Raw genomic sequence first — 18836 nt, 5'->3', positions numbered from 1 at the left:
ATTCCTCCTCTGGCTTGCTGAAATATGCTTATTTTCACCATATCATCGGCAGTCTTTGGGATAGGAACAGGTAGTCCAGGAAAAAGTTGCTGACTGAGGATCCGATGGCGATGGTGATGAGGATTAGTAGCAGTCTGATTTGGACGACTTTGTTTGGTTTCATCCATTTTTCGTATTGGATGGCTTGGAGAGCCCACCAGGTGATGCTGATGAATAGTAGGTGGGAGATGATGCTGACGAGTGCTTGTACTCCGAAATCGATCATTGTGAATGCAGCCTCCTATTTATTTTAAATTAAAGCTCTGGATATACGACGCTATTGATTTCCGCGCCAGGCTTCGCTTTCCGCGGGACGGTGCTTGAGCCTCCTAGGCAAGCCTGCGGGGTCCCAACCTACCGTTTCTCCCCCGCTGGAGTCTCATCCTTTCGCTCCAATCACCAGCTGCAAATACCTTGCTTCATTAGTTTCTTCCTATAGTAATCCACAAAAAAGAAGGAGCATAGGAACTCCTTCTTTCATATTAAATCATATACCCCTTAACGATGACAATCAGTTAGTTGCCTGTTTCAAAGATATCTAATAAAATATCAAAATTGCTTCCGAACATGTCTATGGCAAGGCCTGGGAAGATTCCGAGTGCCAATGTAGCAACCGCGCAAATCACGATGGTAATCCAGATTCCAATAGGAACATGGATTTTTTCCTGACTTGCGGCCGGGCGGAAGAACATTTGTGTCATGATTCCGAAATAGTAAAAGTATGAAACGACGGTGGTCAGAATTAAGACGGATGCCAGGACGTAGGCGTTAGTTGGTTCGGAAATGGCACCGACGAAAATCGATAATTTTCCGATGAATCCGGCTGTTCCCGGGATCCCTGCCAACGATAGCAGGAATACCGACATGAATACCGCAAGTAGCGGTGAGCGCTGATACAAACCGGCGAACCGGCTCAGATCCTCGGAGTCATCCCGTGCGGTGACGACTTGCAGTACCGCAAGTGCCCCGATGTTCATGAACAGGTAGGCGACCAGGTAGAACCACATTGCTTCAAAAATGAAGATAAAGTTAACGGTTGCCAGTGGGACCAACAAGTACCCGGCGTGTGCGACTCCAGAGTAAGCGAACATCCGCTTGACGTTGCGCTGACGCAAGGCAACAAAGTTACCTATAATCATGGATGCTACGGCAAGTACCGCGATGAATTCCCCCATGGAGAACAGCATGGACGACCCTTCTGCTGAGCGCGTTGGGAAGAACAGTGTCACAAACAGGCGCAGGACGATGATGAAGCCTGCTGTTTTGGAAACGACTGCAAGGAATGCCGTTACTGGTGTCGGCGCGCCTTGGTAGACGTCCGGTGCCCACATGTGGAATGGGGCGGTCGCGAGTTTGAAGGACAAGCCGACGAACATCATCATGAAGGCGATGACCAGTAAGTATTGCATGTCACGTGCGTTAATTTGCGATAGTGAAATCCACATTTCCTGCAGGTTGGTTGTGCCTGTCAGTCCGTACACGTAGCTCATTCCGAACAGGGTAATGGCGGTGGCGATTCCGCCATTGATGACGTATTTCATGGCCGCTTCGTTGGACTGCAGGTTCTTTTTGCGAAGGCCTGCCAAAACGTAGGAGGCCAAGGATAATAGTTCAAGTCCGACAAACAATGTAATGAGGTCGCCGCTTGAGGACATAATCATGGCCCCGAGGACGCCTAGGAGCAAGAGGTAGAAGAACTCCCCTCTGTACTCGCGCAAGCCCTCTTTTGGCTCGTAGCTGATGGCCATGAGCATGACGAATGCTGCCCCGGCTAGTATCAAAGTTTTGAAGGCCATTGCAAAGCTGTCAAGTCGGTATGTTTCATATAAAATGGTGGTGACTTCTGTCGGGCCCTTGTCGTACATGCCCACCAAGAATCCGAGGGCTGCCAGGATGCTGGCGAATCCTAGCCATCCGAGCAGTCTCCGGTCTATTTTTTTCGGTAAAAATAAGTCCAGTAGTGAGAGAAGGGTTGCTACACCAAGAATGATGAATTCCGGTGCCATGACACTCCAATCAAAGCTGAGTAAGGTTTCTAAATCCATCTCCTGTTCACCCCCCTATCCCTAAAATGATGGCGTTAATGGTGTCTTGCAGCGGTTGTGCGAGAATGCTAGGGTATACTCCGATCAGGATGATGAAGAATAGCATGGCAAAGACGGGAATGTATTCAAGTCCGCGCAGGTCCACTACATTCTCACCATAGCCTGCCGCTTTCGTGCCAAATGTCATGCCGAGCACTGCTCGCAACAGGTATGCTGCAGTTAAAATGATCCCAAGCGTTCCGACTGCTGCGACCACTGGCATGTCATTGAAAAGTCCCATGAAGGCAAGGAATTCGCTGACAAACCCGGACATGCCAGGCAGACCGAGTGAGGCCATGGCGCCAACAAGGAAGAATCCGGCTGTGAGTGGCATTGCTTTTGCGAGACCTCCAAGCTTGCTGATTTCGGTCGTTCCCGTGCGTTCGTACATCACTCCAATCAAAAAGAACAAGAGTGCCGCGATGAATCCGTGGGAGACCACCTGGAAGATTGCGCCTTGGATACCCGCTTCGTTCAGGGCAGCAAGTCCGATCAGGACAATTCCCATATGCGAGATACTGGAGTAGGCCAGCACCATTTTGAAATCTGTTTGGATTAGTGCGAGGAACGCTCCATATAGGAGATTCACGACTCCCAAGATTGCTAGAATGAAAGCTAGTTGGTCGAATTGTTCCGGGAAGATTCCAACGCCGAAACGGATGAGACCAAATGCCCCTATTTTCAAAAGAACGCCGGCATGCAGCATGACGATCGATGGCGGTGCCTGCACGTGGACCTTCAGCATCCAGCTGTGAAGCGGCACGATTGGCAGCTTAATTCCGAATGCCACAAGCAATGCAATCAGTAGCCCCATGCGCAGGTCGTCAGATACTTCACCTAAGAACATGGCGTCGCTGTTACCTGTGAACATAGCTGTGATTTCAGCAATATTCATTGTTCCTGTTTTGGTAAAAAGGACAACGAAAACAATTAATAGAATGGCAGAACCGAGACCGTTATAGATAAGGAAACGGTATGCCGCACTTTCTTTTTCAAAATAGCCCCATTTTCCGATGAGAAAGAACATTGGGATCAAGGTAAGCTCAAAGAAAAAGAAGAATAATAGCAGGTTTTCCGCTGCAAAAACGCCAAGCATTCCAATTTGTAAAAGAAGAAAGAGGATGAAATAGCCTTTCCATTCTTTTTTTATATGGATGCTTGCAATCGCTGCAAGGGTGGAAAGCACTGCGGTCAATAGAATCATGACGAGCGAGAAGCCGTTGATGCCAAGCTCAAAGGAGATCGGCTGGTAAACTTGAGCTCCGTAAATTTCTTTGGTGAGATCTTTGTTACCAAAAGTGATCCACTCCAGTTTCACCGCGAACTGTTCAAGTCCCGCTCCAGCTTTGTATTGCCAGAACGCGATGAGCGCGAGAATCAAGGACGGCAAGGTTGCTAGGAACCCGACCATTTTGATGGCTTCCACATTTGTTTTTGGTGTAAAAAGAAGAACCAAGATACCTAATAGAGGGGCAAAGATTAAGGCTGTCAGAAATAGGCTGTTCATCCGATGTACCCCCCTGTGAAGACGAAAATAATGATGAGAATGGCGAGTCCGACGAACGCGACTGCTCCGTATGTCTGGGTTTGGCCGTTCTGCACTTTCGCTCCCAGTCTACCGATTTGTTGGGACGCCGCGGCAATTCCCTTCATTGTTCCGTGGACAAGGAACTCGTCGATGTACTTCAGGAACAGGCTGATTACCTTCGTTCCGTAAACGAATGTCATATTATAGATTTCATCGACAAAGTATTTGTTGCGCAAAATGCTGTAAAGATGCGGTGCGCCTTGACTGAATGTTTCGCCCGCAATCGAGCGGCGGAAGTAAATCAGATAGGCAATACCGATTCCGGCAAAAGAAACTAATATGGCAGCTGCCATGATCCATTTTGGTCCCTCAATATGGGACGGGCCATACATAGTAGTCCCTTCTGTCAGCCAGTCTCCGAGAAAATGGCCGAACCAAGGGGTGTTCATGTAACCGGCCACGACGGCAAGGACGCCAAGCACAATCATCGGAATGGTCATGACGGACGAAGATTCATGAACATGGCGCTGGTCCCCGCGTGCTTCGCCGGTGAAAACCAGGAAGAACAGGCGGAACATATAGAATGCCGTGAAAAATGCGGCAATCAGTGCTAGTAAGAAAAGAAAAGGATTTCCATTCACCCAGGCAGCAAGGAGGATTTCCTCTTTACTGAAGAACCCGGAGAACAATGGAACACCTGTGATAGCAAGGGTTCCAATTAAAAATAAGATTCCAGTGGTGCGCATTTTTTTCCAAAGTCCACCCATCTCGTCAATGTTTTGTGTGTGGACGGCATGGATGACGCTTCCTGCTGCAAGGAACAGCAAGGCTTTGAAGAATGCGTGTGTGGTGAGGTGGAAAACCCCTGCCACATAGCCTCCAGAACCGAGTGCAAGCATCATGAAGCCGAGCTGACTGACGGTGGAATAGGCTAGCACTCTTTTAATATCTTTTTGTACAAGGCCAATGGATGCCGCGAAAATGGCGGTGAATGCACCGACGATTGCGACTGTCATAAGCGCGGTTTCGCTGGCATTGAAGAGTGGAAACAGGCTTGCCACTAAGTACACCCCTGCTGCAACCATCGTTGCGGCGTGGATGAGGGCGGAAACCGGTGTTGGACCTTCCATCGCGTCAGGCAACCAGGAATGTAACGGGAATTGACCTGATTTTCCCATTGCTCCGATGAAAATAAGGATGGCAATAAGGGTCAACATTCCAGCCGATATGGTTCCTGCATTGACTGCTTCAAAAATCACATCATATTCGAAGCTGCCGACCTGCCAGAATAATAGGATGATCCCGATGAATAACCCGACATCCCCGATACGCGTCATGATAAACGCTTTTTTGGCAGCAGCTTTTGCTTCATTTTTATAAAAATAGAACCCGATGAGCAAGAATGATCCTACTCCGACAAGCTCCCAGAAAATGTAGAGCTGAAGCAGGTTCGGTGACATGACAAGTGCCAGCATGGCAAAGGTAAACAGGCCTAAGTAGGCGTAAAACACGTGGAAACGGTCGTCTCCGTGCATGTATCCTTTGGAATAAATATGTACGAGTAAGCTGACAAGTGATACTACGACAAGCATCAAGGCGTTTAATTGATTGATTTCATATCCCGCCGTCAGTACGACGTCTCCTATTTGGAGCCAGTCGAATGTGGCTTTGAAGGTTGGTGCTGAAAACCGCTCCCATAGTACTGTGAGGGAAAAGATGAGTGATAGAGCGATGAGTGCGATTCCGAGGAATGCGCTCGATTCTTTCATTCTTTTGCCGACAAGCAGTAACAGGATAAAGGAGATCAGCGGAAAAAGCGGGATGATCCAGGCATTCTCCATCATCGTATCAAGTCCCCTTTTTTTACGCAGGTTTGTGTTGGTGGCTGCGTTTTTGTGCAAGCTGGTTGCGGAGGTACGTTTTGTTATCTGGTAAACTCCCAGGTGATTTCCGTTCCGGGTATTCGCTTTCCATGGGGATACTAGTTTGAAATCTTACTATCTCTCGAACTTAGTTCTTCAACGTATTCATTTCGTCGATGTTAACGGTGCGGCGGTTGCGGTAGAGGGCTATGAGGATAGCCAGGCCTACTGCGGCTTCTGCTGCTGCGACGGTGATGGTGAACAGGGAGAATACTTGCCCTGTGATGGACGGTGCGATGCCGAATTTGCTGAATGCGACAAGGTTGATGTTGACGGCGTTCAGCATGAGTTCGATACAGATCAGGACGATGACGGTGTTGCGTTTTGTCAGCGCCCCGTAAAGTCCGATACAGAATAAAATAAGTGCTAGTACCAGGTAGGCTGATAATGGAACTCCGCTCATTCCTTGGTCGCCTCCTCTTTTACAACGTCCGCGTCTTCGTCATCTCGTCTTGCCAAAATGATTGCTCCGACAAGTGCTACGAGCAGGATCACGGAGGTCAATTCGAATGGAATGACGTATTTGGAATAGATGGCTACACCAATCTGTTCGGTGTTGTTCACATGCAGGTCGGCTGATTCTTGGGAACCAAGGTCAAGGCTGTACAGTCCGAAGTACATGACTGCAGCAAAACCGAGAACTCCTGCGCCGACGAGTATTTTCCGGCCAAGCCCGGATGTTTCGGACTCGTCATTGTGGCGAGTCAGCATGATTCCGAACAGCATGATGATGGTGATGGCCCCAGAATAGATGAGTATTTGTACGGCCGCTACGAATTCAGCCGAGAGCATGACATAGATGCCGGCGATGCTGATGAAGGTGAACACTAGGGCAATGACCATGTGCACGACCTTTGTGAGGTTCAGCATAAGCACTCCACCGGCGATCGCAGCGATTGCTAGGAAAAGAAAAGCGATGAATTCACCGGTTATCGTCATGCTTTATTCTCCCTTCTGATGTTCGTATCGTTTTCATCGAGCCATTGCAGGTCTTTGAAAAGTCGATCACGGCTGTATTCGGCAAGCTCAAAGTTGTTGGTCATGATGATGGCCTCTGTCGGACAGACTTCTGTGCAGAGGTCGCAGAGGATGCAGATTTCAAAGTTGATATCGTATGTGTCGATGATTTTCCCTTTTTTCGTTGGATCCGGATGTTTTTTCCCGGTAAGTTGGATGCAGTCTGTCGGGCAGATGTTGGAGCACTGATTGCAGACGATGCACTTTTCCGGGTAAAATTTCTGGATGCCGCGGAACCGGTCCGGTAGTGGAAGCGGTTCGTTTGGGTAATCATAGGTTACTTTTTTCTTCGTTAAGTTTTGTAGGGTATATTTTAAACCTTTTGCAAGACCGCGCATTTTGCTTCACCCCTATTCTTCCGTTACTTTTATTAAGAGACTTATTGCTATTTGGGAATCGGGCGATAATTAGATTTTACGGGCGATTCCCGGGTGGTTTCGGGCGACTTTTCCGATTTACGGGCGGTTTTCCACTAGTTTCGGGCGATTCGAATTTTTGATGCCCAAAACTCTCTCCCTATTTAAAAAACAGTTCCTTCATAATCGCCGAGAAAAAGATATTCGCTAGTGCTACCGGCAACAATACCTTCCAGCCGAATTCCATGAGCTGGTCTGCGCGCAAACGGGGGAAGGTGACACGAATCCAGATGAGCACGAATACGACGACGCTGAATTTTAGTGCGAACCAGACGGCACCCGGGATGAATCCGAGGATCTCGAATGGTGGCAGCCATCCGCCTAGGAATAGGACGGTGGTCAGGGATGCCATCGCGAACAGGTACACATATTCTGCTAGCATGAAGAATGCCCAGCGGAAGCCGGAGTATTCGACATGGTAACCTGCGACAAGCTCGGATTCTGCTTCTGGCAAGTCAAATGGTGTACGGTTCAACTCTGCTACAGAAGCGATGACGAATATTAGAAATCCAACTGGCTGCAGGATAATGAACCAGAATGTTTCGCCTTGAGCGGCAACGATTTCGTTTAAATTCAAGCTGCCTGCCAAGAGGACAACCCCTATTACCGACATGACAAGCGGCACTTCATAGGAAATCATCTGGGCCGCTGCACGCATTCCTCCAAGTAACGAGTATTTGTTGTTTGATGCCCATCCTGCCGCTACGACTCCGACCGTTGTGATACCGGAAATGGCGATGTAGTAGAGCAAGCCGACCCCGATGTCCGCAAATTGAAAGCGGTCGGTGAACGGGATGGTGGCAAGCACCATGAACGCCGGTGTGAAGGCGATAACTGGTGCAATAATGTATAACGGCCGGTCCGCGAGTTTCGGGATGGTGTCTTCTTTTATAAGAAGCTTTAACACGTCGGCTACTGTTTGGAGCAAGCCCCAAGAGCCCCCGACCTGATTCGGTCCCAAACGCCCTTGCATGAAGCCCATTACTTTACGCTCGGCAAGGATTCCGTAGGTTACGAAGCCAAGGACGGCAAGCAACAGTGCCGTTGCCAATCCGAAAAAGATGAAAAAGTTCGTCCAGGATGGTGAGGAATGCAGTAAGCTTTCCATCATTAGCCATCCACCTCCCCGAGGACAATATCAATTGCCCCTAAAATGGCGATCAGGTTTGCCATGTTTTCGCCTTCTAAAAGTTTCGGTAAGATCTGCAGGTTGTAAAAAGACGGACGGCGGAATTTTAAGCGATACGGTTCTTTTTTTCCGTCACTGGCAATGTAGCAGCCGATCTCACCGCGCGGAGATTCGATGCGTACGTATGCCTCTCCCTTTGGCGCCTTGATGATCCTTGGCACTTTTGCCATGATCTCGCCTTCATTTGGGAATTGTTCGACTGCTTGTTCAATGATCTTCAGTGATTCTTCAATTTCCTCCATGCGACAGTGGTAACGCGCCCATGCATCCCCGCCTTCACGTGTTGGAACGTCAAAGTCAAAGCGATCATAGATGGAGTAAGGCTCATCTTTACGAAGATCCCACTTCACTCCGGTACACCTAAGGTTTGCACCACTCAGGGAGTACGCAAACGCATCCTCCTTCGTGTAACGGCCAACCCCCTTCACACGGCTCATGAAAATCTCATTGCCTGTCACAAGGTCATGGTAGCCCTTCAGCTGCTCCCTCATATATGGAACAAATTCTTCTACTTTTTTGATCCAGCCCTCCGGTGCATCCCACTTCACGCCTCCAACTCGCATGTAGTTGAAAGTCAGTCGGGCTCCTGACAGCTCATTTAATAGATTGATAATCATTTCGCGTTCACGGAACGCATATAGGAACGGACTCACCGCCCCGATATCAAGTAAATATGTACCATACCAAACTAAGTGACTGGCAACACGCCCAAGCTCCATCGCAAGCACGCGAAGGTATTCCGCCCGGTCTGGAATTTCAAGTCCCATCATCGTTTCCACCGCGTGACATAGCACGTAGTTGTTGGTCATGGCGGAAAGATAGTCCATCCGGTCGGTGTACGGAATGATTTGTGTGTACTGAAGATTCTCCGCGAGCTTTTCGGTACCGCGGTGAAGGTATCCTATAACCGGTGTTGCTTCCTTGATGATTTCTCCATCGATTTTTATGACAAGTCGGAACACTCCGTGGGTACTCGGATGCTGTGGTCCGACGTTCAGTAGCATCTCCTCTGTACGAATCATCTGCTACACCTCCACATCGTACGGCTCATAATCTTTGCGCAGCGGATAACCGACCCAATCATCCGGCATCATGATGCGCGTCAGATTCGGATGCCCTGTAAACTGAATGCCAAGCAGGTCATATGTCTCCCGCTCCGGCCAGTTTGCCCCTTCCCAAATTGGCTGAATGGACGGGATGACAGGATTCTCACGATCTATTTTTACTTTTAGGGCGACAGATTGCTTGTTTTTATAAGAATATAAGTGGTTATAAATCTCCATATGCGTTTGGAAGTCCGTACCGTGCATTTCGGATAGGAATTCAAACGTCAGCTGCTCGTTGTAACGCAGGAATGATGCCACTTTAAAATAGTTCTCCGGTTTCGCGACAAGCGTTGGGACATCTTTAGAAAGCGGGTTGATGTATGCATCTTCTAAGGTGTTTTCCCCGAGGTTGTCGTTGATTACTTTTACGTATTTATCGAGGTATTTCTGGTTTGGTGATGGTGGTGCTGGTGTTTCTGATGTTGTTGCGTCGGCGGTTGTGCCGGATGCTGCACCTTTGGCTTTTGCGGCGGCTGCGGCTTTCGCTTTGGCTGCTGCAGCGGCCTTTGCTTTGGCTTTCGCGGCGGCGATGGCTTTGGCTTTTTCGTCTTGAAGGTCGATGGAATCGGAATTTGTATCGCCCTCGGCCCCAGTGGCTCCTCCGTCGCGTTGCTGTTTGGCTAGGGCAGCGGCTTTTGCCTTGGCTGCTGCGGCTGCTTTTGCTTTTGCGGCTGCGATGGCTTTTGCTTTGGCATCGTCGCCATCTGCTGCTGGTGCAGGTGTTTCGCCTGCATCGAGTTTTTGTTTGGCTAGTGCGGCGGCCTTCGCTTTAGCTGCAGCTGCGGCTTTCTCTTTGGCTAGTTCTTTGGCGTCATCTGTGGTATCTGTTGAGGCGGATTCTGTTGTCGTTTGTTCTTTCGCTTTCTGTTTAGCCAGTGCAGCGGCCTTTGCTTTGGCTGCCGCTGCAGCTTTCTTTTTGGCTAAATCCTTGGCGTCATCTGTGGTATCTGTTGTGTCGGACTCGGATGCCGCCTGTTCTTTCGCTTTCTGTTTAGCTAGTGCAGCGGCCTTTGCTTTGGCTGCCGCTGCGGCTTTCTTTTTCGCCAGTTCCTTGGAGTCGTCACCAGCCGGTGTTTCTGCAGGTGGTGCTGGTGTCTCTTCTTTATTTTCAGAAGCCTTTGCTTCCATCTTTTTTTTCGCTTCTAATTTCGTAAGTGCAGCAGCTTTTGCTTTGGCTGCGGCTTCTTTCTTTTTTTCTTCCAGGCTTTTCTCATCGCTCACTGCTAGATCACCTGCTTCCCTGTCTTGGCTTCATAACGGATTTTTTCGCGGAGCTTGTTGATTCCATAAATAAGAGCCGCTGGATTTGGTGGGCATCCCGGTATGTACACGTCTACAGGTACAATTTGGTCCACACCTTTTACAACGGCATAGGATTTAATATATGGACCGCCCGCGGTCGCACAGGACCCCATTGCAATGACCCATTTCGGCTCAGGCATTTGATCATACAAGCGCTTCAACACAGGTGCCATCTTTTTCGTAACGGTACCTGAAACGATCATACAGTCAGATTGACGCGGTGATGTACGAAAAAAGGACCCAAAGCGGTCGAGGTCATAATGGGACGAACCAACACCCATCATTTCGATCGCACAGCAAGCAAGACCGAATGTCATCGGCCACATAGAATTGCTCCGTGCCCATGCTTTCAGCTCCTCCAATGTTGTCAGGAAGACCGTCTGTTTCAGCTCTTCCATTTCCTCTGGTGAGATACTCTCTAGATTTAGATCCATTTCAACACCTTCTTCTTCCATGCGTATATTAATCCGATCAGTAATAAAACGACGAAAATAAGCATTTCAATCAGTGCAAATATCCCTAATTTCTCATATGCCACTGCCCATGGATACAGGAAAACTGTCTCCACATCGAAAATGACAAATAATAGGGCAAATATGTAATAACGAACATTAAACTGAACACGTGAATCATGAAAGGGATCAATTCCACTTTCATAGGTCGTCTGCTTGGCTGCTGATGGCTTATTCGGACGCAAGACACGTCCAATAGCAAGCGCCACGACCGGAAGTAATACCCCTAGAGCTAAGAATACAACCACTATCAAATAGTTATTTTGATATAAATTTAGTAGATTCATGCCCGCCCCCTCCGAAGTCTCTCTTCATTTTCAGACTGCTCACAATATTTAAAATTGTAACCGATAACAATTATATCAAATACCCATATCGGTGTCGACAGGAGATATCCTTATTATGGCTATTGTTTTTAGGGAGGCGAAGGGAATTGTTTTTGTGGAGGGTGGAGTTTTGTGATTTGCGCTGCCAATGCGAGACGTTTTACTTAACGTTGAAGGGATAATTACCTTGTTTTGAAAAGAGCGTGCTTGGTGAGTGGTGTAACCAATGAAGTATGTGGTAACTTGGAGGGGTTTTAGTTGAAAGTAGGTAATTGTTGGTTAGTTTTTGGGGGCGTGGTCCATATAAACGTTTAAAATTGGATAAACAAACGGGCATTTCGGCTGAAATCAATACCTTAAGATCAGATATCCATTGTTAAAGTGGTTTTATCCATTGTAAAAAATTTATATCCATTCTAAATTTGGTTTATCCATTGTAAACAGACATTTATCCATTGTAAAACCAATATATCCATTATAGAGGTTTCACAGCATAGACACTTTAGCACATCACCGCACAGCGGGTCAGACCCCTCTTTAATCCTTTAAATCAAAAAACCCCCTCCCTCCAAAGCACGTCTGCTCTGGAAAGAGGGGGTTTCGACAAAATATGTTTACAGGGTATTGTTACCCTCTTTTGGCTACGTTGATGCGGTTGATTGCGCGTTGAAGGGCAAGTTCTGCGCGGCGGTAGTCGACGTCGTCTTTTTTGGACTGTAGTCGTTGCTCGGCGCGTTTTTTTGCTTCTTCTGCACGTGTAAGATCGATTTGCTCAGCTGCTTCTGCAGTTTGGGCAAGGATCGTTACTTTATCAGGACGCACTTCTAGGAAGCCTCCGTTTACTGCCACTTGTTCAGTTTTGTCGCCTTTTTTCATGCGAACGCCGCCGATTTGAAGTGGAGCAACCATCGGGATATGTCCTGGTAGAACTCCCAGCTCACCGCTTTGAGCACGGGCTACTACCATTTCTACGTCTGATTCATAAACCGGGCCATCGGGAGTAACTACGCTGACTTTTAATGTCTTCATTTCATTCCCTCCTAGGTCCCTTTAATTAAACTTCTACACCCATTTGCTTCGCTTTTTCCACTACTTCTTCGATGCGTCCAACTAGACGGAATGCATCTTCAGGAAGGTGGTCGTATTTGCCGTCAAGGATTTCTCTGAATCCTTTTACTGTTTCCTGAACAGGAACGTAAGAACCTTTTTGTCCAGTGAACTGCTCGGCTACGTGGAAGTTTTGAGATAAGAAGAACTGGATACGACGAGCACGGTGAACGGTTAATTTATCCTCATCCGTTAACTCATCCATACCTAAGATAGCAATGATATCTTGTAGTTCTTTGTAACGTTGTAAAGTGGATTGCACTTCACGCGCTACTGCATAGTGGTCGTCTCCAACTACTTCTGGTGCCAATGCACGGGAAGTGGAAGCTAGAGGGTCAACCGCTGGGTAGATACCCATCTCGGAAAGTTTACGCTCAAGGTTAGTTGTTGCATCCAAGTGAGCGAAAGTTGTTGCTGGAGCCGGATCCGTGTAGTCATCGGCAGGAACGTAGATCGCTTGGATAGACGTTACAGAACCTACAGATGTAGACGTGATACGCTCTTGTAATTGACCCATTTCAGTAGCAAGTGTTGGTTGGTAACCAACGGCAGATGGCATACGGCCTAATAGGGCGGATACCTCAGAACCTGCTTGTGTGAAACGGAAGATGTTGTCCATGAAGAATAGAACGTCTTGTCCTTGGTCATCACGGAAGAACTCAGCCATTGTAAGACCTGTTAGTGCAACACGCATACGTGCTCCAGGCGGCTCGTTCATTTGTCCGAATACCATGGCAGTTTTCTTGATAACGCCAGAATCCGTCATCTCGTGGTAAAGGTCATTTCCTTCACGAGTACGCTCACCAACACCTGCGAATACGGAGATACCACCGTGCTCTTGTGCGATGTTGTTGATTAATTCTTGGATAAGAACCGTTTTACCTACACCGGCACCACCGAATAGACCGATCTTACCACCCTTGATGTAAGGAGCAAGTAAGTCTACTACTTTGATACCAGTTTCAAGGATTTCAACGTCTGTTGAAAGCTGTTCGAATGTAGGAGCTTGTCTGTGAATTGGATCACGACGAGAACCTGCTGGGATTGGAGCATCTAAGTCAATGTTTTCTCCTAGTACGTTGAAAACACGACCAAGTGTTACGTCACCTACTGGTACAGAGATAGGGTGACCAGCATCTTCTACTTCCATGCCGCGAACGACACCGTCTGTAGAAGCCATAGCGATTGTACGCACTGTGTTGTCTCCAAGGTGAAGAGCAACCTCAAGCGTTAAAGTAATGTCTACTTCATTTCCGCTACGAGCTTTATGATTAATATGAAGAGCGTTGTATATTTCAGGAAGATGTCCGCTGTCAAATTTTACGTCGACAACTGGACCCATGATTTGAGTAACGCGACCTTTCATCGTATTCCCTCCTAACTTACTTTTACAAAATTTTAGTTCAAAAACGTTCTGTCTAGCTCCGGCGGCTAGCCCCTCGAGGTCATAAGCCGTCTTTACTGCGGAGGTAAAAACAACCTCCTCCGTAAAACCGTCTTATGCTTGTCGGGGCTGAACGAGCCGCCTCTGCTTTTCGGTCTATTCTAAAGCTGAAGCTCCCGCAGTGATCTCGGTGATCTCTTGAGTGATGGCAGCTTGACGGGCACGGTTGTAAGAAAGTGTAAGGCCTTGGATAAGCTCTTTCGCGTTATCTGTCGCACTTTGCATCGCTGTCATACGAGCAGCGTGCTCACTTGCTTTTGCATCTAGTAATGCACCGTAGATCAGGCTTTCCGCATATTGCGGTAGCAATACTTCAAGGATACCTTCTTGGGAAGGTTCGAACTCATAGGATGTAATCTTGTTGGATGTAGGTGCAATGTCAGTAAGAGGAAGAAGCTTCTTCTCTGTTACTTCTTGGGAGATTGCACTTACAAAGTGGTTGTAATACACGTATAACTCATCAAACGTTCCATCCGCGTACATGCTGACTGCACGATTCGCAATATCCTTGATGTCTGAGAAGGATACTTGGTCGCCTAGACCAGTAATTTCGGAGAATACAGGGACATTACGCTTTCTGAAAAAGTCGCGGCCGATTCGTCCGATGGCAATTACTGCGTATTCATCTTGAGACTTATGACGTTTTTGAACCGTCTGATGAACCGTACGTAAGATGTTACTGTTATAGGCACCTGCAAGACCACGGTCAGAGGAGATTACGATGTAGCCAGTACGTTTTACCGGACGGCTTTCTAGCATTGGATGCGATACATCGGTACTTCCCAGTGCGATACTTGCCACAACCTCTTGGATTTTATCCATATAAGGATTGAAAGCTTTTGCATTTGTTTCAGCACGATTTAGTTTCGATGCGGAAACCATCTGCATGGCTTTTGTGATTTGACTTGTCTTCTTCGTCGAGGTAATTCTCGTTTTTATGTCGCGTAATGATGCCAAAGGATTTCACCACCTTTTTAACCCTATTCAGAGTGGTTAGACACATGGAAAGGAGGAATCGAAGGTTGGTTCGGGTTCCTCCATCGCATGGTGTAACTCACTATGTCGATCTATTACTTTTCAGTAGCTACGAAAGTCTTTTTGAATGCATTAAGTGCTTCAGCCATCGCTTCGTCGCTTGGTAATCCTTTAGTTGTACGGATTTCTTCTAAAAGTTCTTTACGGTTGTGCTCTAACCAAGTAAGCATTTCGTCTTCGAAACGAGTTACATCTTGTACAGGAACATCATCGATGAAACCTTTTGTAAGAGCGTAAAGAATCGCAACTTGCTTTTCTACTTTAAGTGGCTTGTTCAAGCCTTGCTTAAGTACTTCAACCGTACGAGCTCCACGGTTAAGTTTTGCTTGAGTTGCTTTATCTAAGTCAGAACCGAATTGCGCGAACGCTTCTAGCTCACGGTAAGATGCAAGGTCAAGACGCAATGTACCTGATACCTTTTTCATCGCTTTGATTTGAGCGGATCCTCCAACACGAGATACGGAAAGACCAGCGTTGATCGCAGGACGAACACCGGAGAAGAATAGGTCTGATTGTAAGAAAATTTGTCCATCAGTGATGGAGATAACGTTTGTCGGGATGTAGGCAGATACGTCACCAGCTTGCGTTTCAATGAACGGTAAAGCTGTTAAAGATCCAGCGCCTTTTGCATCACTAAGCTTCGCTGCACGCTCTAACAAGCGGGAGTGAAGGTAGAATACGTCACCAGGATATGCTTCACGACCTGGAGGACGTTTTAAAAGTAGGGAAAGTTCACGGTATGCAGCAGCTTGCTTTGTTAAGTCATCATAGATAACTAGAACGTGCTTGCCGTTGTACATGAATTCTTCACCCATTGTTACCCCAGTGTAAGGTGCTAAGAATAGCATTGGAGCTGGTGCAGATGCAGATGCAGTTACAACGATTGTGTAATCAAGTGCACCGTGCTTACGTAGAGTTTCTACAACTCCACGAACTGTTGATTCTTTTTGACCGATGGCAACATAGATACACACCATGTCTTGGTCTTTTTGGTTAAGAATCGTATCGATCGCAACAGATGTTTTACCTGTTTGACGGTCTCCGATAATTAACTCACGTTGTCCACGTCCGATTGGTACAAGCGCGTCGATCGCTTTGATACCAGTTTGAAGTGGCTCATGAACGGATTTACGATCCATAACACCAGGAGCTTGTGCTTCAATTGGACGAGTTCTGTTTGTTTCGATTGGACCTAAACCATCAACTGGTTGTCCTAATGCGTTTACTACACGGCCGATAAGTTGTTCACCTACCGGTACCTCCATGATACGGCCTGTACGACGAACTGCATCGCCTTCGCGGATTTCAGTATAAGGTCCTAAGATTACTATACCGACGTTGTTTTCCTCTAAGTTTTGGGCAAGACCCATAACTCCGTTAGAAAATTCAACTAGCTCTCCAGCCATGACGTTGTCGAGACCATGAGCCCGAGCGATACCATCCCCAACTTGGATAACAGTACCTACATCGCTAACTTCGATTTCAGACTGATAGTTTTCGATTTGCTTTTTTATCAGCGCACTAATTTCTTCAGCTTTGATGCTCATGAATTTCACCCCTATCTACTATCTATTCGTTGTAAGTTGACGTCCAAGACGTTCTAATTTTCCACTGACACTTCCATCAAAAATACGGTTGCCGATGCGAATCTTCAAGCCGCCGATTAAAGATGGATCTACGATATTGCTGATGTTTAAAGAAGATTTCCCAACTTTTGCTGCAAAAACAGCGGAAAGCTGAGCCTGCTCTGCGTCAGATAATGCGCGAACAGAGTACACTTTTGCGTCTGCCACATTAAGGGCTTCGTTAGAAAGTGCTTTGTACTCGTCAATCATATCCACTACGATACCTTGACGGTGACGGTCTATTAAAAGCTGTAACGTGTTTATGATAAATGGTGATGCGGAAGCAAAGGCCTCACGGACGATTTGCTTTTTAGAGTCTTTGCGTACTTTCGGGTTGCTTAGAACAACGTCAAGTTCCTTGTTGTTCAAAAACACCTTTTTCACTTCTGCAAGCTCTGCATCAAACTGGCTGTAAAGATTGTTTTCTTTTGCCAGGTCGAAAAGAGCCAATGCATAACGCTTTGCTACTCCGTTTTTGCTCATCGCACTTCGCCTACCTGTTTCACGTAATCATCGATAAGCTTTTGCTGATCTTTTTCGTTTAGTTCTTTTTCAATCACTTTAGAAGCGATTAATACGGACAAGGAAGCAACCTGTTCACGTAAAGCAACAACTGCTTGTTCTTTTTCCTGAATGATTTCTTTTCTTGCCGCTTCTTTAAGACGTGCAGATTCCTCTTGAGCAGCTCTTACGATATCTGCTTTTTGATCTTCTGCGATCTTTTTCGCACTTTCCACTAAAGCCTGAGCTTCTGTGCGAGCTTCTTTTAAAAGAGCTTTTTGCTCTTCTACAAGACCTTTTGCTTCTACATTGCTTTGTTCTGCTGCTGTAATTTCGTTTGCAATGTGATCTTCACGTTGCTTCATCATTCCAACAAGCTTATCCCAAGCAAATTTTCTAAGGAAATATAGTAAGATTAAAAATGTGATTAACTGGAATAGTGCATCTCCTAAAGTTAGGGATCCTGCACCAAGCACTAAGTGATCTAAGCTATACAATGCTTTCACTCCCTTCGAGGAATACATAAGAAAAGCACAAGCACCTAAAGGGCACCTTGGCTAGATTTTCAAAAAAATAGTTCATACTAAAGGAAAGGCGAAGGTTCTCGTGTGAGACGGACTTCGCCATTATTGATGCTAAGAATTATTCGGGCAGTTAATTAACCACCGATAACCATGAACGCGATAACTACTGCGATGATTGGAACAGCCTCAACTAGTGCTACCCCGATGAACATTGTAGTTTGAAGAGTAGATTTAAGCTCAGGTTGACGAGCGATACCTTCTACTGTACGACTTACGATTAATCCGTTACCAATACCTGCTCCAAGTGCTGCTAAACCAATTGCAATCGCTGCTGCTAAAAGACCCATTGATAATTTCCTCCTTATGATTAAGAAAAGTTTTTTTGGTTAATAAAAATTTATAAATTAATGGTCATGACTCACTTTGTGTGCCATATAAACCATTGTTAACATGGTGAAGATAAATGCTTGGATGGTACCAACGAAAATACTGAAGGCTTGCCAAGCTAACATAGGAATGATTGCAACTACTGTTCCAATGATTCCGGACATGAAGCCCATTTGATAACCGTTAACTGCCAGTCCCGCAAGTAATCCCAGCAAGATTTCCCCTGCAAAGATGTTCCCGTATAAACGCAGACCAAGCGTTAATGTGTTAGCAAATTCTTCAATGATCTTAAGTGGGAATAAGAACGCCATCGGTTTGAAGAAGTCCTTCCCGTATTCCTTAAAGCCTTTCATCTTAATCCCATAATAATGCGTCAATGCTACTACCATTGCCGCGAGACTAAGCGTAATAACAGGATCTGCTGTCGGCGATTTCCACCATAAAGTGTGTTCATCCCCAAGAATAATCGCAAATGGCAACCCTAGCATATTTGCTACGAACACATACATAAGTATGGTCAGAGCTAATGAAAGGAATCTGCCCCCTGTCTGCCAATCCATGGTACTGTTAATGATACCTTTTGCAAAGTCAACCAACCATTCCATAAAGTTCTGGGCTCCGGTAGGTCTCAAAGCAAGTGTTCTTGTGCAAAGTATTGCGATAAGAAACACGATTAAGGCTGTTATAATAGTCATCATAATATTCGACAAGTTGAAATGAAGGTCATAACCAAACAAATCAAGTGTCGCTATAGGAGCACTGTGACCCAACA

Annotated in this window: 20 protein-coding genes; all 20 read right to left on the bottom strand. The window is 46.6% G+C overall.

The window, feature by feature from the left end; all coding sequences use genetic code 11:
• Positions 1-34: 34 nt before the first annotated feature.
• Entirely contained in the window at positions 35-265 is a 231-nt protein-coding gene (locus FZC76_RS05375; protein WP_148987230.1) for a DUF1146 family protein, read from the bottom strand.
• Positions 266-554: 289 nt separating this feature from the next.
• Entirely contained in the window at positions 555-2084 is a 1530-nt protein-coding gene (gene nuoN, locus FZC76_RS05370; protein ID WP_148987229.1) for an NADH-quinone oxidoreductase subunit NuoN, read from the bottom strand.
• Positions 2085-2091: 7 nt separating this feature from the next.
• Positions 2092-3630: an NADH-quinone oxidoreductase subunit M gene (locus FZC76_RS05365; protein ID WP_148987228.1), complete on the bottom strand. Its 1539-nt coding sequence runs from the start codon at positions 3628-3630 to the stop codon at positions 2092-2094.
• The gene (nuoL, locus tag FZC76_RS05360) at positions 3627-5495 is read right to left on the bottom strand and encodes an NADH-quinone oxidoreductase subunit L (protein WP_148987227.1); all 1869 of its coding nucleotides are present in this window, start codon (positions 5493-5495) and stop codon (positions 3627-3629) included. Before nuoL ends, FZC76_RS05365 begins: the two co-directional genes overlap by 4 nt.
• Positions 5496-5661: 166 nt before the next feature.
• On the bottom strand, positions 5662-5976 hold the full coding sequence (gene nuoK / locus FZC76_RS05355; protein WP_010200357.1) for an NADH-quinone oxidoreductase subunit NuoK: 315 nt from the start codon (positions 5974-5976) through the stop codon (positions 5662-5664).
• Positions 5973-6512, bottom strand: coding sequence for an NADH-quinone oxidoreductase subunit J (locus FZC76_RS05350; protein WP_148987226.1), 540 nt, complete (start codon positions 6510-6512; stop codon positions 5973-5975). The genes nuoK and FZC76_RS05350 overlap by 4 nt, the downstream gene beginning before the upstream one ends.
• The gene (nuoI, locus tag FZC76_RS05345; protein ID WP_148987225.1) at positions 6509-6928 is read right to left on the bottom strand and encodes an NADH-quinone oxidoreductase subunit NuoI; all 420 of its coding nucleotides are present in this window, start codon (positions 6926-6928) and stop codon (positions 6509-6511) included. Before nuoI ends, FZC76_RS05350 begins: the two co-directional genes overlap by 4 nt.
• A gap of 178 nt (positions 6929-7106) precedes the next feature.
• On the bottom strand, positions 7107-8117 hold the full coding sequence (gene nuoH / locus FZC76_RS05340; protein ID WP_148987224.1) for an NADH-quinone oxidoreductase subunit NuoH: 1011 nt from the start codon (positions 8115-8117) through the stop codon (positions 7107-7109).
• Entirely contained in the window at positions 8117-9217 is a 1101-nt protein-coding gene (locus FZC76_RS05335) for an NADH-quinone oxidoreductase subunit D (RefSeq protein WP_148987223.1), read from the bottom strand. Before FZC76_RS05335 ends, nuoH begins: the two co-directional genes overlap by 1 nt.
• 3 nt (positions 9218-9220) lie before the next feature.
• Positions 9221-10522, bottom strand: coding sequence for an NADH-quinone oxidoreductase subunit C (locus FZC76_RS05330; RefSeq protein WP_148987222.1), 1302 nt, complete (start codon positions 10520-10522; stop codon positions 9221-9223).
• Between the two features lie 2 nt (positions 10523-10524).
• Positions 10525-11037: a NuoB/complex I 20 kDa subunit family protein gene (locus tag FZC76_RS05325; protein ID WP_010200368.1), complete on the bottom strand. Its 513-nt coding sequence runs from the start codon at positions 11035-11037 to the stop codon at positions 10525-10527.
• Positions 11028-11402 (bottom strand): NADH-quinone oxidoreductase subunit A, encoded by a 375-nt coding sequence (locus FZC76_RS05320; protein WP_010200369.1) that lies wholly within the window; start codon positions 11400-11402, stop codon positions 11028-11030. The genes FZC76_RS05325 and FZC76_RS05320 overlap by 10 nt, the downstream gene beginning before the upstream one ends.
• 666 nt (positions 11403-12068) lie before the next feature.
• Complete coding sequence (locus FZC76_RS05315; protein ID WP_148987221.1) at positions 12069-12470, bottom strand: F0F1 ATP synthase subunit epsilon; 402 nt, start codon at positions 12468-12470, stop codon at positions 12069-12071.
• 25 nt (positions 12471-12495) lie between these two features.
• Positions 12496-13914, bottom strand: coding sequence for a F0F1 ATP synthase subunit beta (gene atpD / locus FZC76_RS05310; protein WP_060664610.1), 1419 nt, complete (start codon positions 13912-13914; stop codon positions 12496-12498).
• Between the two features lie 174 nt (positions 13915-14088).
• Complete coding sequence (locus tag FZC76_RS05305; RefSeq protein WP_060664611.1) at positions 14089-14949, bottom strand: F0F1 ATP synthase subunit gamma; 861 nt, start codon at positions 14947-14949, stop codon at positions 14089-14091.
• 113 nt (positions 14950-15062) lie between these two features.
• On the bottom strand, positions 15063-16574 hold the full coding sequence (atpA, locus tag FZC76_RS05300) for a F0F1 ATP synthase subunit alpha (protein WP_148987220.1): 1512 nt from the start codon (positions 16572-16574) through the stop codon (positions 15063-15065).
• 18 nt (positions 16575-16592) lie between these two features.
• Positions 16593-17135: a F0F1 ATP synthase subunit delta gene (locus tag FZC76_RS05295; RefSeq protein WP_148987219.1), complete on the bottom strand. Its 543-nt coding sequence runs from the start codon at positions 17133-17135 to the stop codon at positions 16593-16595.
• Entirely contained in the window at positions 17132-17677 is a 546-nt protein-coding gene (gene atpF / locus FZC76_RS05290; protein ID WP_187441956.1) for a F0F1 ATP synthase subunit B, read from the bottom strand. Before atpF ends, FZC76_RS05295 begins: the two co-directional genes overlap by 4 nt.
• Before the next feature lie 134 nt (positions 17678-17811).
• Positions 17812-18024: a F0F1 ATP synthase subunit C gene (gene atpE, locus FZC76_RS05285; protein WP_060664615.1), complete on the bottom strand. Its 213-nt coding sequence runs from the start codon at positions 18022-18024 to the stop codon at positions 17812-17814.
• Positions 18025-18081: 57 nt separating this feature from the next.
• A complete protein-coding gene (gene atpB, locus FZC76_RS05280; protein ID WP_060664616.1) occupies positions 18082-18834 on the bottom strand; it encodes a F0F1 ATP synthase subunit A in 753 nt (250 codons plus the stop codon).
• Positions 18835-18836 lie beyond the last annotated feature (2 nt).

The organism is Sutcliffiella horikoshii, assembly GCF_008180725.1.
Taxonomy (GTDB): domain Bacteria; phylum Bacillota; class Bacilli; order Bacillales; family Bacillaceae_I; genus Sutcliffiella_A; species Sutcliffiella_A horikoshii_B.
The sequence above is the reverse complement of the archived record's forward strand: the minus strand, read 5'-3'. Positions and strand labels throughout refer to the sequence as shown.